General features: G+C 28.5%; 16 protein-coding genes and 1 riboswitch. Of the genes, 2 read left to right on the top strand and 14 right to left on the bottom strand.

What is annotated here, in order from left to right; genetic code table 4:
• Positions 1 to 24: 24 nt before the first annotated feature.
• Positions 25 to 1239, bottom strand: coding sequence for an AEC family transporter (locus tag AACK91_RS04310; protein WP_338964462.1), 1215 nt, complete (start codon positions 1237 to 1239; stop codon positions 25 to 27).
• Positions 1240 to 1395: 156 nt separating this feature from the next.
• Here AACK91_RS04310 and AACK91_RS04315 point away from each other — a divergent pair, with 156 nt between their 5' ends.
• Complete coding sequence (locus AACK91_RS04315; RefSeq protein ID WP_338963247.1) at positions 1396 to 2358, top strand: IS1/IS1595 family N-terminal zinc-binding domain-containing protein; 963 nt, start codon at positions 1396 to 1398, stop codon at positions 2356 to 2358.
• Between the two features lie 154 nt (positions 2359 to 2512).
• On the opposite strand, the gene rplA is transcribed toward AACK91_RS04315, so the two are convergent.
• The 7 genes from rplA to AACK91_RS04350 form a co-directional block, all read right to left on the bottom strand.
• Positions 2513 to 3193, bottom strand: coding sequence for a 50S ribosomal protein L1 (gene rplA, locus AACK91_RS04320; protein WP_338964464.1), 681 nt, complete (start codon positions 3191 to 3193; stop codon positions 2513 to 2515).
• A gap of 2 nt (positions 3194 to 3195) precedes the next feature.
• On the bottom strand, positions 3196 to 3630 hold the full coding sequence (gene rplK, locus AACK91_RS04325) for a 50S ribosomal protein L11 (RefSeq protein WP_338964466.1): 435 nt from the start codon (positions 3628 to 3630) through the stop codon (positions 3196 to 3198).
• Positions 3631 to 3863: 233 nt separating this feature from the next.
• The gene (locus tag AACK91_RS04330) at positions 3864 to 4334 is read right to left on the bottom strand and encodes a hypothetical protein (protein WP_338964468.1); all 471 of its coding nucleotides are present in this window, start codon (positions 4332 to 4334) and stop codon (positions 3864 to 3866) included.
• The gene (locus tag AACK91_RS04335; protein WP_338964471.1) at positions 4334 to 5452 is read right to left on the bottom strand and encodes a hypothetical protein; all 1119 of its coding nucleotides are present in this window, start codon (positions 5450 to 5452) and stop codon (positions 4334 to 4336) included. Before AACK91_RS04335 ends, AACK91_RS04330 begins: the two co-directional genes overlap by 1 nt.
• Before the next feature lie 185 nt (positions 5453 to 5637).
• Positions 5638 to 5988: a hypothetical protein gene (locus AACK91_RS04340; protein WP_338964473.1), complete on the bottom strand. Its 351-nt coding sequence runs from the start codon at positions 5986 to 5988 to the stop codon at positions 5638 to 5640.
• 166 nt (positions 5989 to 6154) lie between these two features.
• Positions 6155 to 7117: an IS1/IS1595 family N-terminal zinc-binding domain-containing protein gene (locus tag AACK91_RS04345; protein WP_338963247.1), complete on the bottom strand. Its 963-nt coding sequence runs from the start codon at positions 7115 to 7117 to the stop codon at positions 6155 to 6157.
• Positions 7118 to 8041, bottom strand: coding sequence for a hypothetical protein (locus AACK91_RS04350; RefSeq protein ID WP_338964453.1), 924 nt, complete (start codon positions 8039 to 8041; stop codon positions 7118 to 7120).
• 277 nt (positions 8042 to 8318) lie between these two features.
• Positions 8319 to 8504, bottom strand: a riboswitch (cobalamin riboswitch).
• Positions 8505 to 8606: 102 nt separating this feature from the next.
• Between AACK91_RS04350 and AACK91_RS04355 the strand changes: the two genes are divergently transcribed.
• Entirely contained in the window at positions 8607 to 9569 is a 963-nt protein-coding gene (locus AACK91_RS04355; RefSeq protein ID WP_338963247.1) for an IS1/IS1595 family N-terminal zinc-binding domain-containing protein, read from the top strand.
• 267 nt (positions 9570 to 9836) lie between these two features.
• On the opposite strand, the gene AACK91_RS04360 is transcribed toward AACK91_RS04355, so the two are convergent.
• From AACK91_RS04360 to AACK91_RS04385, 6 genes are read right to left on the bottom strand one after another with little or no spacing between them, the layout of a single operon-like run.
• The gene (locus AACK91_RS04360) at positions 9837 to 10451 is read right to left on the bottom strand and encodes a hypothetical protein (RefSeq protein WP_338964475.1); all 615 of its coding nucleotides are present in this window, start codon (positions 10449 to 10451) and stop codon (positions 9837 to 9839) included.
• Between the two features lie 17 nt (positions 10452 to 10468).
• Positions 10469 to 11020, bottom strand: a complete 552-nt coding sequence (locus AACK91_RS04365) for a 5-formyltetrahydrofolate cyclo-ligase (RefSeq protein ID WP_338964477.1) — start codon at positions 11018 to 11020, stop codon at positions 10469 to 10471.
• The gene (sufB, locus tag AACK91_RS04370) at positions 11020 to 12432 is read right to left on the bottom strand and encodes a Fe-S cluster assembly protein SufB (RefSeq protein ID WP_338964480.1); all 1413 of its coding nucleotides are present in this window, start codon (positions 12430 to 12432) and stop codon (positions 11020 to 11022) included. Before sufB ends, AACK91_RS04365 begins: the two co-directional genes overlap by 1 nt.
• A gap of 14 nt (positions 12433 to 12446) precedes the next feature.
• Positions 12447 to 12902: a Fe-S cluster assembly sulfur transfer protein SufU gene (gene sufU, locus AACK91_RS04375; RefSeq protein ID WP_338964483.1), complete on the bottom strand. Its 456-nt coding sequence runs from the start codon at positions 12900 to 12902 to the stop codon at positions 12447 to 12449.
• Positions 12903 to 14132: an aminotransferase class V-fold PLP-dependent enzyme gene (locus AACK91_RS04380; protein ID WP_338964485.1), complete on the bottom strand. Its 1230-nt coding sequence runs from the start codon at positions 14130 to 14132 to the stop codon at positions 12903 to 12905.
• Between the two features lie 2 nt (positions 14133 to 14134).
• Positions 14135 to 14968 carry a SufD family Fe-S cluster assembly protein gene (locus AACK91_RS04385; RefSeq protein ID WP_338964488.1) on the bottom strand — a complete coding sequence of 278 codons (834 nt, stop codon included), beginning with the start codon at positions 14966 to 14968 and terminating at the stop codon, positions 14135 to 14137.
• Position 14969: the final 1 nt, after the last annotated feature.

Consider the following 14969-nt stretch of genomic DNA (forward strand, 5'->3'; position numbering starts at 1 on the left):
AATTTGTATTAATTGTTATTTTTCCTAATATGTAAATAATGAAGTTGCTCCAATTGCTGTTGTAATAATTACTCAGAATGGTAACGAAATAATTGAAAATAACGTTGAAACTAATGTTAAGTTACTTGTTAACATTTGTTGTTTATTATAGCCAATTGAATATGCAACAATTACCGAAGCTGGTGGTGCTGCTAACATAATAACAATTACCGCTAATCCGATTGAATCTAATTTTCATGCGCCAATTTGTTTTCCAATTACGGCAAAAATAACTGCCAACACTAACCCAACCACTGGTGCTAAAATAACTTTCATCATCATTCCATACCATACTTTTTTATCTTGCATTGCTTCGCGAATTTTTCCTTTCGCCAATGTCATCCCAATTGCTAATCAAGCTAATGGTGTACAGACTCCTTCTAATGTTTTTGTTATTTTAAATAATGGTGGGAAAGAATTATCTAATCGTAATGGTGAAAATAATTTACCACTACCAATCGCATTTTGATCAGGAACAACTGCAATTCCTGGAATTAACTGTGTTACTCAAAAGATAAATCCAATAATTGTTGCAATTAAAATTGGATTAACAAAAATTTGTTTTAAGTTTGCTTTAACCGTTGCCATTTTTTTAACTCGCATTTCAGCTTTTACTTGGGCATAACCAGCTGGATCCATTTTGACATCAACAACTGTTTCAACTGTTGTTTGCCCAACTGGTGCTAACTGACCTGCCACTGGTTTACTCATTACAATAAACCCTAATGAATATAAGAATACTCGATAAGGAATATTAAAGATATTAGCTGGTAAAGCTGCTTTCCCCGCTCCGAATAAAGCAGTCACAACTGGAATTCCGAAGAAAGTAGTTGAGGCAAAAACAGTACACATTGCTAAAGTATCTCGAACATCTTGATCATATTTAATGTAAAAATATTTTGCAACAATTCCTAAAATAATATAAAATAAAAATCCCACTAATAAAATGGCTGCTTGTGTTTTAACTTGTTCAACAGTTGTATCAGCCATAAACCCATCAAATGCTAAACATGGTAAACCAACTACCATTACAATTTTAATTAAAACTGCTTCTCAGTCTTTTTTAAAGGTTCCCCGTTTTGTTAAAAATCAACCCAAAAAAATCACAAACATCGTCGCAATAATTGCACTTCAAAAGCCCCATGCTTTTAAAGTATCAACAACCGCTTGCCCAACATCCGCTTGTAAATATAAATGCATTAACTTGCGTCTCCTCTCATTTTTCTAATAATGTACTTTTGTACTACTAATATTATACAATAATAGTGGTAAATTTCTTTAATTTTGTCGAAAACTCTTGATATTTATAAAATATACCTAAAATTAGGTATATTTTTAATATATAGAGGTAAATAAATGATGAAAAAAATAATTACAGAATTAATAAATAGCTTAACAGATGATCAATTTTTAGAATTTTATGAAAAAATAAAACAACAAGCAGACTTAATTAAAAAACAAAAACGTTTAAATGAAATTGATCAAAAATTTAGAGATAAAGGCATTATATGTCCTAATTGCAAATCTTTTCATTGTGTTAAAAATGGTCATAATTCCGAAGGAAAACAAAAATATTTATGTAAAAAATGTCGTGCTAGTTTTGATGCATTTCGTCATCATTTTACTTATTGAAGTCATTTAAATTATGAACAGTGAAATTTATTAATTCAAATTTCATTGTTAGGACAATCTAGTAAAATAATTTCTCGTTTTATTAAAACAACCCCAAAAACCGCTTGATATAATCGACAAAAATTAATGCAATCAAAACAATTAGAAAATACACAGTTAAAATTTAAAAAATTAAATGGTCAAATCCAAATGGATGAAACATTTATTAAAGAAATTCATAAAGGCAATTTTAAAGATAAATTTGATAAACGAAAAACTCATCTCGATCCATTTTCAACTGATACCAAATGCTGTATTCAAATGGCAGTTGATAGCAATAATAATATTTTTGTTCAATCCACCAATACCAAAAGATTACAAAAACAATGGATTATTGAAAATATGAATAAGCAACTAATTAAAGAAAAATCAATAATTATTTCTGATATGCAACCACTATATTTATTAGTAGCAAAACAAACAAATTCTACTCTATATTCCACCAAAACTAGTACAAACCCTGATACTAGTTATCAAAAGTTAAATAAGATTAGTAAATTACAATCCAGTCTTAAAGAAGCCTTAATTCATTATCATGGTTTGGGTTTCACTAATATTCAAAATTATTTAAAGCTCTGAAAATGAAAATACCAACACAAAGGTTTAACACCAAACCAACAATCAACGGTATTATATTTTAACGTTTAAAAAATTTAAAGCAAAATCATAATCTTACACAAAATTAGTTTTCAAATTGTCATATTGATGATTTTTTTTATTTCATCAAGAGTTTTCGACAAAATTAAAGGTAAATTTTGACAAATTAAAAAACTAACTCTCGTTAGTTTCTTAAATCTTATAATTAAATTAAGACTTTAATTCCTGGCCCCATTGTTGTTGTAACAGCAATATTCTTAATATATGCTCCTTTAACAGCAGCTGGTTTTGCTTTCCGAATTGCCTCATAAATTACATCATAATTAGCTTTTAAATCTTCTGCTTTGAATGATGCTTTTCCAATAATTGAATGAATGTTTCCATTTTTATCAACACGATATTCAACTTTTCCTTTTTTAACATCATCAATCGCTTTTGTAACATCTGGTGTAACAGTTCCTGTTTTAGGGTTTGGCATTAGACCTTTTGGTCCTAATAATTTCCCAATTTTCCCTAATTCAGCCATAATATCTGGTGTCGCAATAATTACATCATAATCAAATCAATTTTCTTTTTGAATTTTTTCAATTAAATCTTTTCCCCCAACAAAATTTGCCCCAGCTGCTTTTGAATCAGCTTCCTTACTATTTGTTAAGACTAAAATTCGTTGTGTTTTTCCAGTTCCTTTTGGTAAAACAACTGCTCCCCTAATTTGTTGGTCAGCATGACGAGGATCAACATTTAAATTAAAAGCAACTTCAACTGTTGAATCAAATTTTGTTGTTGCTGTTTTCTTTGCCAATTCAATTGCTTCAGTAATTGGATAAACTTTGTTTTTTTCTACTAATTCAACAGCTTGATTATATTTTTTTCCAAATTTTGCCATTGTTAGTTTTTCTCCTTCTTACTTGGCATACCGTCAACAACAATTCCCATATTACGAGCAGTTCCTTCAATAATATGCATTGCTGCTTCAACATCGTTTGCATTTAAGTCAACCAACTTATATTCAGCGATTTTACGAACTTCGTCTGCTGAAATAGTTGCAACTTTTTCATCCTTTGCTTTTGCCGATCCTTTTTGGATTTTAGCAGCTTTCTTTAATAAGATCGCTGCCGGAGTAGTTTTTAATTCAAATTTAAATGATTTATCATCAAATGCTGTAATCACGACTGGTACAACATCACCCATACGGTCTTTTGTTGCATCGTTGAACTGAGTACAAAACTGCGGCATGTTAATTCCTAATGAAGCTAACTCTGGCCCCGGTTTTGCTTGCCCAGCCTGAAATTCTAATTTTGCAATTCTAGTAATCCTTGCCACGAGCAATTTCCTCCTTTTGAATTCTCGCTGTGGTCCAAACGTAATGTTAACATTACTACCACATTTAAGCATATTCTACTAAGTAGAATAAATGCCTAGTTAATTATAACAATAAGTTAAGAAAAAGCAACTTTATTTTAATTTACTTTTTAACCATTAATTAAAAAATGAAAGAACCAATAAAGTTCTTTCATTTTAATATCATTTTATCTTGTTTTTGGATAAACATAATCTTATGGTTTAAAAGCAATTCCGTAGATATTTACAGGTCATGGCGTATAATAAATATTATTAGTTGTTGCATTAACTCCAAAATTAAAACGCAAACTATAATTTCTATTTGCATAAATACTTAATGACCGATCGCTTCCGATTACAGGTACCAAATCAACAACTTCTGTTGTTACTCAAAATTTATCAATATCTGGTAAAATTTGATTTTGTGGATCAGTTTTAAATTTATTTAACAGCATTTTTCAAATTTTACGGTGTGACAAACCATCAGTTTTAACTTGTTTTTCTAGACCATTTCAATAACCAACATCTAAAAACAAAGCACCTTCTTTTCAAACCTTAATATCTCAAGTAATTTTATAATATTTATAAAAGGCACTAATAATTCGACCAAAATTTTTAATTTTTTCAATCATTCCATCACGCGTAATCCCAACACTTAAATAAAATGGTTTACCATCATTTAACACTACACCAGATAATGGTACTCTCCCGCTACCAAAATTTTTGCTAAGTTAATTTTAAACTGCCCTAATTGTAATTTTGGACCTGACGTGCTTGTTAGAATATTTAATTTTTCTCCATAATATTCTAAAAAGTTTTCTGGTGTTAATTTATCGGGAGCATAACCAGTATTAACCCACGTATATTTTTCACCATTAGGAATAACAGGGGTAACACCATTTGTATCTGTATTAATAATTGAATTTAATAAAACTAAAATTTGTTCATCTTTAGCATAAGTAATACTATTTCAAATTTCACCAAGTTCATCATCAGCCTGTAAGGCTGTATTTAATTCCTTTTGAACAATTCCATCTAACATACTATGATCAAACGCATAATTTAAATCAAAATTTTCATAAATACTCCGAAAAGCTGGATTTTCATCCACAATAATATTTTCTGCCATTGAATTAAAAAATTTTACAATTGCTTTTGAAAGGGTTCCTGTCACAGCCGTCAAAATTTCTTCCATTTTTACTTTATCATTTGTAACTGTATATTGTACTAAAAATGGAACACGTGTTTCTAATGTTTTAAATTGGATTTTAACTTCTAATTTAAAATCCAACCGAACTCCTTGCAAATTGTTAACATCAACATTTGCTAATGATCTTAACTGTTCAGTGTCAATGTGGTTTAACATAAACTGATAACCTTTTACATCAGCACTTAACAGTAATGTATTAATATAATAATTTGAATATTGGTCAGCAATTTCACGATTAACATTATCAAAAATAGTCAGAAAACCATTTATTAATGCGTTTAACCCTGAACCAACATTTTCATCATTTAAATTCAATTGTCGCTGTGATTGTTTCTTACTGACCATTGTAAATAATTTTTCAAGACCATTAGTTGGATAATCGTTAATATCAACTAATGCTTTTTCCATCGCATATTTTTGAAACGCAGCACTAACTTTTTTGGTAATTTCATTTAAAATTTTTAAATCACCTTGATAATCAATACCATTATTTTCTTCTTGATCAGTATTTGGTTTTGCAACACAACTAATAATCAAACCCGGACTAACAACACTAAAATTAAAAACCCCTAGCATTACTAATATTTTTTTCATTTTTTTTCCTCCCATGAGTTTTTTCATCGGATATGAAGTGATCATACAAAAAAAAGACAAGGAGTATAATTATTCAAATCAAGTTATTATCAACCATTAATATAATTAGAACCTTGATAACCATCTTAAATAAAAAAAATGACATTATTGATAGTTGATGTCATTTTTCATAAATATTTAATTTTTTACTCATAGACAAAAATCCATCCTAATGCTCCAACCCCAATGAAAAGATTAGGAATGGCCCCTAAATAAGTTCAGGGTGATTGGTAATCTGCGTTAACAAAGAATCCAATTAAGAAAATGACTGCTAAACCAGTGATCGCTAAAGCTCATAATAATGATCAGAATCCCGGCTTAACTGATAAGGGAATTAAAATATATAAAACCCCTAAAATCAGTAAGACTGGTCAACTTGTATCTCAGCCATAAATTGAAGTTTTTGCTGGAACACCTGCCGCAAACAAAATTCCAATTATAATAATTCAAGCAGCGCCAATAAACATTAAAATTTTTGATCATGTCAAATTTTTCATATTTTTCTCCTTTCGATAATTATAGTAATTATACCGGAAAATTATGAAATTATTTTGGCATTTTTACTTTAATTTTGTCGAAAACTCTTGATGAAATAAAAAAAATCATCAATATGACAATTTGAAAACTAATTTTGTGTAAGATTATGATTTTGCTTTAAATTTTTTAAACGTTAAAATATAATACCGTTGATTGTTGGTTTGGTGTTAAACCTTTGTGTTGGTATTTTCATTTTCAGAGCTTTAAATAATTTTGAATATTAGTGAAACCCAAACCATGATAATGAATTAAGGCTTCTTTAAGACTGGATTGTAATTTACTAATCTTATTTAACTTTTGATAACTAGTATCAGGGTTTGTACTAGTTTTGGTGGAATATAGAGTAGAATTTGTTTGTTTTGCTACTAATAAATATAGTGGTTGCATATCAGAAATAATTATTGATTTTTCTTTAATTAGTTGCTTATTCATATTTTCAATAATCCATTGTTTTTGTAATCTTTTGGTATTGGTGGATTGAACAAAAATATTATTATTGCTATCAACTGCCATTTGAATACAGCATTTGGTATCAGTTGAAAATGGATCGAGATGAGTTTTTCGTTTATCAAATTTATCTTTAAAATTGCCTTTATGAATTTCTTTAATAAATGTTTCATCCATTTGGATTTGACCATTTAATTTTTTAAATTTTAACTGTGTATTTTCTAATTGTTTTGATTGCATTAATTTTTGTCGATTATATCAAGCGGTTTTTGGGGTTGTTTTAATAAAACGAGAAATTATTTTACTAGATTGTCCTAACAATGAAATTTGAATTAATAAATTTCACTGTTCATAATTTAAATGACTTCAATAAGTAAAATGATGACGAAATGCATCAAAACTAGCACGACATTTTTTACATAAATATTTTTGTTTTCCTTCGGAATTATGACCATTTTTAACACAATGAAAAGATTTGCAATTAGGACATATAATGCCTTTATCTCTAAATTTTTGATCAATTTCATTTAAACGTTTTTGTTTTTTAATTAAGTCTGCTTGTTGTTTTATTTTTTCATAAAATTCTAAAAATTGATCATCTGTTAAGCTATTTATTAATTCTGTAATTATTTTTTTCATCATTTATTTACCTCTATATATTAAAAATATACCTAATTTTAGGTATATTTTATAAATATCAAGAGTTTTCGACAAAATTAAAGCATTTTTATAACCTTCAGTATTAAAATAATTAAAATTTTTTGATTTTAAGAATATCAAAACATCGGAAGCACGAAAGTTATTATTAATTGCAGGAATTAGTTGTGGTGAAATATATTGGGCATTATTATCACCTTTAATTGTAAAGTAAAAACCTCAGTGGGGTAGAAGATATTTTACTTTGTTAAAACTATTATTTATTCAATCTTCTTGATAATTTAAATCAATTCGAAATACATTGTGGGCACCTGTTTTTGACACTTTAATTGAACCCTCACTTGTAAGGCTCAATGGAATGTTCATTCCCACTTGAATTTTATTTTCAGTGTTACTTCAAACACCATAAATTTCCTTCTGAATATCTGTTTGCAATAAGTTTCCTCAACTATTAGAATCTCATCATACAAATTTTGTTCCATTTACTTCTTGAACTGGATGCGAATCAGCAATTGTTCCGCGTTCATCAAACTCTTTTTGAAAGCGATCATTTAGTTGTTTCATATTTTTACTATTTTTAATGTCTTGTCATTTATCTTTTGCCATCATAGTATATCCACCAACAGCTGTATTTTGCGTTAAAAAGGGATTAGAAATATACATACCGTTGTCGGCTTTTCTAAATGTTATTGGCTCATAAATCTGAGTTACGAGTTGCATATTAGCAGTATCAGCAAATGATAACTTTTTCATAATTTCATCAATATTAGTAATATTCTTAAAATGAACATAAACATGGCTTTCTTGGTTAAGGTCTAACCAATTGTTTTGTTCGAAACTACTTCTTGCCGATGATAAATAATAATTATCATAACCAACGGTAAACTCTTTTGATTCCTCTGTTTTCATATGCTAAATCCAATCTGGATACTTATATGAAATAAACTCATCAGTATTTTTACAAGCAATAATTGTCGCTGTTGGTGACAAAATAAATGAACTACTTAATATCACTATTAATAATTTTTCCATCTTCTTTTTTATTCTTTCTAGCAAATTAACAATGGACAATTTAATTCTAGTTACAATAAACAAAAAAGCATTCCCAAAATGCTTTTTATATAACAATCATTAAATTATTTGTTTGCAAAATAATTACATGACTCACACCCAGGAGTTATATAATAAGACTAATTAAATTTAGAAAGGTCTACTGGCTTAACTTCATCCTACTAACCGCCTTCCCAAAAAATATTTTCAGTGGCTTGTGGTGTTCGTCCATATCACAGTTGCTGGGACAGCTCAAGATTTACACTTAATTCCCTAACTCTAAATAACTATATATTAAATTGTCTAAAAATATCATATCATATTTTATTTATCTTGATAATAATCTTTAATTTTGTCGAAAACTCTTGATATTTATAAAATATACCTAAAATTAGGTATATTTTTAATATATAGAGGTAAATAAATGATGAAAAAAATAATTACAGAATTAATAAATAGCTTAACAGATGATCAATTTTTAGAATTTTATGAAAAAATAAAACAACAAGCAGACTTAATTAAAAAACAAAAACGTTTAAATGAAATTGATCAAAAATTTAGAGATAAAGGCATTATATGTCCTAATTGCAAATCTTTTCATTGTGTTAAAAATGGTCATAATTCCGAAGGAAAACAAAAATATTTATGTAAAAAATGTCGTGCTAGTTTTGATGCATTTCGTCATCATTTTACTTATTGAAGTCATTTAAATTATGAACAGTGAAATTTATTAATTCAAATTTCATTGTTAGGACAATCTAGTAAAATAATTTCTCGTTTTATTAAAACAACCCCAAAAACCGCTTGATATAATCGACAAAAATTAATGCAATCAAAACAATTAGAAAATACACAGTTAAAATTTAAAAAATTAAATGGTCAAATCCAAATGGATGAAACATTTATTAAAGAAATTCATAAAGGCAATTTTAAAGATAAATTTGATAAACGAAAAACTCATCTCGATCCATTTTCAACTGATACCAAATGCTGTATTCAAATGGCAGTTGATAGCAATAATAATATTTTTGTTCAATCCACCAATACCAAAAGATTACAAAAACAATGGATTATTGAAAATATGAATAAGCAACTAATTAAAGAAAAATCAATAATTATTTCTGATATGCAACCACTATATTTATTAGTAGCAAAACAAACAAATTCTACTCTATATTCCACCAAAACTAGTACAAACCCTGATACTAGTTATCAAAAGTTAAATAAGATTAGTAAATTACAATCCAGTCTTAAAGAAGCCTTAATTCATTATCATGGTTTGGGTTTCACTAATATTCAAAATTATTTAAAGCTCTGAAAATGAAAATACCAACACAAAGGTTTAACACCAAACCAACAATCAACGGTATTATATTTTAACGTTTAAAAAATTTAAAGCAAAATCATAATCTTACACAAAATTAGTTTTCAAATTGTCATATTGATGATTTTTTTTATTTCATCAAGAGTTTTCGACAAAATTAAAGATAATAATTAATAACAAAAATTAAACTAAAAAAAGCAAAACTTCACCCAAAACTAATTAAACTTGGCAATCAAATATTATGTAACTCTGAAAAATATGTTAAATTTGGATATAAATTAGAATCTAAAATTCATTCTGGAACTGATCAAAAAAAGCACTACCCATAATTTATGACGAATAACTTGGTGCTAACAAATAACCAATAATATTTAAGATTTTATCACTACGAATAACCCCAATTGGGAAAAATAAGCCTGCTAAAAAAGCAAAAATTAAAAAAACAGAAATTGAGGTTACTAAAATAACTTTTAAATCCTTCGAACAAAGCGCAATTAAAATTCCAATTAATGAAGAAAGAAAAGAACATAAAATGATTGCTCAAAAAAAACTAAACCAATTAATTCATTCAATATGAATTGCTTCCCCATAACTTAGAAAGGCAATTAAAAATAACCGTAATGATCCCACTAACGTGGTCATTAAATTAATCAAAACTAAAACAAAAATTAACTGATAAATTGATGCTTTTAATAAATGCAGTTGTCGTGCAAAACTTGTTTTTCGAAATTCATAAAAAGCAATTGATAAATCAAGAATTCCATTTAATACACCCACCAATAAAATTGATCCCGGTAATGCTAAATAACTAGCATTGCTATTAAACATATTAGTAACACGGATACTAATAAAATATAATAACACTGGTAAAACCAACGTTATTAAATAAGTGTGTAACGATGCGAATCAATATTTACTAATAACACGTAATAATGGTAAATTCATATTTACTCCTTGTCTAATTAAGCACTAATAATTGTTTTAATTCTAATATTATGTTTTTCAATTGGTAATGGTTTTGTCACTAATTGTTCGCTAAAAGCTAATCCAATTACCGTCTTTTGATAATTTTTTAAAAAGCGATCATAATAACCTTTCCCATAGCCTAAACGAAAATTATTTTGGTCAAAAGCAACAATTGGAACAACAATAACATCAATTTCACTTTTTTCAATTAGCGGTAATGTTGTTTGTGGTTCATAAAGACCAAAACGCTGATCAAATTCTAAATCAGTTGATAAATTAGTAATTTGATAAAATTGTAAATCAGTTCCTGCCATTCGGGGCAAAAAAACATTAATGTTTGCTGCTAATAATTTTTGTATAATTAAAATCGTATCAACTTCCCCCTTAATAGAATAATAAAGGGCAATATTTTTACTATTTTGGATCATATTATTATTAAAAAAACAATCAAAAATTTGTTGCTCTTTTTGATGACGTAATGATAAAGCAATGTTTTGCCGAGCCAGCAGCTTTTCTTGTCGAATCTGTTGTTTATCAACAACGGCCATTAACCAACACTGCCTTCCATATCCATCTTAATTAATTGATTCAATTCAACAGCATATTCCATTGGTAATTCTCTTGTAAAAGGTTCTAAAAACCCCATTATAATCATTTCTAAAGCTTCTTGTTCCGATAACCCGCGACTTTGTAAATAAAATAATTGTTCTTCAGAAACTTTACTAACAGTAGCTTCATGTTCAATTTGTGATTCATTATTATAAACTTTATTTTGTGGAATTGTATCTGAATGTGATTTCCCATCTAAAATTAAGGTGTCACATTCAACCCGTGCTTTTGAATATTGAGCTTTTGGTCCAATGTGAACTAAACCACGATAATTTGCTGTTCCACCATTAAAGGTCATTGATTTTGAAATAATTTTTGAAGAAGTATTTTTCCCCAAATGAATCATTTTTGAACCGGCATCTTGAATGACATTTTCTTTTGCAACAGCAATCGAAATACATTGTCCTTTACTATTGTTTCCTTTCAAAATAACACTTGGATATTTCATATTAATTTTTGACCCAATATTACCGTCGATTCATTCCATTTGGCCATTTTCTTCAACAATGCTTCGTTTTGTTACTAAGTTTAAAACATTGTCACTTCAATTTTGAACTGTTGTATAACGCATTTTAGCATTTTTCCCAACAAAAATTTCAACAATTGCGGCATGCAAAGAATCACGAGAATAAATTGGCGCAGTACACCCTTCGATATAATTTAATTCAGCATCATCTTCAACAATAATTAATGTTCGTTCGAACTGTCCACTGTTCTCGTAATTAATTCGGAAATAAGCTTGTAATGGTTTTTCCAATTTAACTCCTTTCGGAACATAAATAAATGAACCTCCTGACCACACGGCACTATTTAAAGCGGCATATTTATTATCTGTATTTGGAACTAATGTCCCAAAGTATTTCTTAAATAACTCAGGATGTTCACGCAACGCCGTATCACAATCTAAAAAGATGACCCCTTTTTCTTCAACTTCTTTTAACATACTACCATAAACCGGCTCACTATCATATTGAGCTTTTATCCCTGCTAAATAATCTCGTTCCGCTGCTGGTAATCCCAACCGATCAAAAGTATTTTTAATTTTTTCTGGTACTTCTTCTCATTTTGTAGCAGTGTGATCGGTTGGTTTAATATAGTAAACATAATCATCAAAATTCATAAATTCTAAATTTGGTCCCCAACTTGGGTTATTAATTTTTAAGAAATTACGATATGATTGTAAGCGATATTCGCGCATTCACGCTGGTTCATTTTTATGATCTGAAATTTCATTAATAATATCTTCATTAAGACCTTTCCCCGTGTTATAGTAAGAAATATCTCCGTCATTAAAACCATATTTATAACTAGAAATTTCTTTAATTTGTTTTTCTTGTTTTAACTTTGGCATTAATAACACCTCCTTTATTTTTTGTTACTTGGATCTAATAAATTTAATAATAAAGTTTGAAAACCAGTGACACCAGTTGTAGCACATTTAATTCGGTTAGGTTGTTTTGCAATATTAATAAATGCAACTAGTTCGTTTAACTTTGTCTCATCATATGGTTTATCAAAAACCATTGCAAGATAATTATCAATAATCGCTAAACCATCACGAATGGTTTTTCCTTCTAATTCCTGCGCCATAATATCTGTTGATGCAGTTGAAATTGCACAACCAACACCATCAAATCGTGCCATCATAATTTTTTGGTCGGCCACTATTAATTCTAAATGAATATCATCAATACATGATTCTGAAGCTTGATGAATTGAGTGTGCGCTGGCTTCTTTCGTTAACCCCTTATATTGTGGTTCTGAATAATGTTCCATAATAATTTGCCGTAAAAACATTGGATCATTTTTATCAAATTCCATTTAAACCAACCTTCCCAAAAAAGCGGTTTCATTAGCAAGGGCTGTTACTAATAAATCAATATCTTCATAACTGTTGTAAATTGAAAAACTAACACGAATTGTATTTTTATCCGGAATAATTTCTCCAATTAACCGAGCACAATGATCACCGCTTCGAACTGTAATTTTGTTACGACTACCGATATGCGTCGCAACATCTTGACAAAAAACATCTTTTACATTAAACACCAATGTTCCCGCTTTAGCATCAGCATTATAAATAATAACCTTATCTTTTAATTTTTGATTAAATTGCTCAAGCGCATATTGTTTTAACTGATGAGTGTAACTAATAATTTCTTTTAATGTAAGTCGATTGACAAAATCAATCGCTGCTCCAAAACCAAAAATATCAGCAATATTAGGTGATCCCGCTTCTAATCGGTCTGGTAATCCCTTTAAAAGATAATCTGACCCGTTGCCTTCAATCTGAGCATTCATCCCGCCACCAACAATTAATGGTTTTAGTTTCAATAATAATTCTTCTTTTCCTCATAAAATTCCAATTCCAGTTGGCCCAAAAATTTTATGAGCAGAAAAAGTAATAAAATCAGCATTTCATTTTTGAACATCAGTTGGCATATGAATAATTCCTTGCGCACAATCAACCACAACAATTATTTCAGGATTAATTTTTTTAATCATTGCAATAATTACCATCGGATTATTTTCATAACCTAAAATATTGGGAACATTAGCAAAAGAAACTATTTTTGTCTTAGCAGTAATCACTTTTGATAATTGTTCTAAATCGATGCTAAAATTTTTTTCTGGTAAAAATTTAACATAACCCTTTTTCTCTGATGCTAAACGATACCATGGTAAAATATTTGCCCCATGTTCTTGTTTTGTAATTAAAATTTCATCTCCGGCATGAATAAGGTCGCTTAACCCATAAGCTATTTGGTTTAAACTATATGTTGTTCCCGGCGTAAAAATAATTTCTTGATCTTTTTTAGCATTAATAAAATGCTTAATCTTACCACGAATTGTTTCATATTGCACATTTGTTTCATACCCTAAATCACTATCAGTATTATGAGGATTAGTTCCATAGTGAGTATAATAATTATTAATCGCATCAATCACAACTTGTGGTTTTAAACTAGTCGCTGAACTATCAAGATAAATTTGATCAGCATTATTTTTAAAAAAAGGAAATTCTGCTCTAATTTTTTTATAATCAATCATATTTATTCTCCAATTTCTTTATCAATTTCATCAATAATATTTTTTTGTAATGTTTCATCCTCAATTGCATCAATCACATTTTTAAAATAACCCATGCAAATTAATTTTCGTGCCTGATTAACTGTTAAACCTCTTGTTTGTAAATAAAAGATTTGGTCAGGGTCTAACATTCCCACAGCATTGGCATGGCTTGCCTTAATGTCGTTTTCATCAATCAATAAAATTGGATCAGAAATTGCCTTTGAAGTCTTATCAAAAACTAATAATCGTAACTCTTGATGAGCCTCTGATTTACTCATTGTTTTCTCAATGTGACTAGTACATTTAACGGTTTGTAATGAATTATCCTTTGCGATTGAATATGTTTTAATATCACTTTCAGTTGCGGGCGCTAAATGGTGCGCATAAATAATTGCATTTTTTTGATAATTATGCGTTGCCAAACTTGCGAGATAATATTTAAGTGTACTACGCTTGCCTTGTAAATTAAAAGTAACATTTTCGGTAATATTACTATTAACAATGTTTAAATGATAAACATTAACATGGGTTTTTTCTAGCACATTATAAAAAAGATTAGCAACTTGCTCACATTCACGATTTTTATAAATATTAATAATGTTAATTTGATCTTGAGCAGGAATATTATAGTTAATGGTTGCTTCGGCAGTTAAATTTAAAAAAATTAAAAAAGTTTTATTAGAAAGATTGGTTGAAAAATTAAGATTAATAACTTGCCCAGGATTAGTATTTTTAATCGTTAAGTTTTGTGTTGTATCATTAATCAAAAGATTATCACTAATAATTTCTTCTTGCTGATTCAGTAAAACTCGCATT

The organism is Spiroplasma endosymbiont of Sarcophaga carnaria, from assembly GCF_964019595.1.
Taxonomy (GTDB): Bacteria; Bacillota_I; Bacilli_A; order Mycoplasmatales; family Mycoplasmataceae; genus Spiroplasma; species Spiroplasma poulsonii.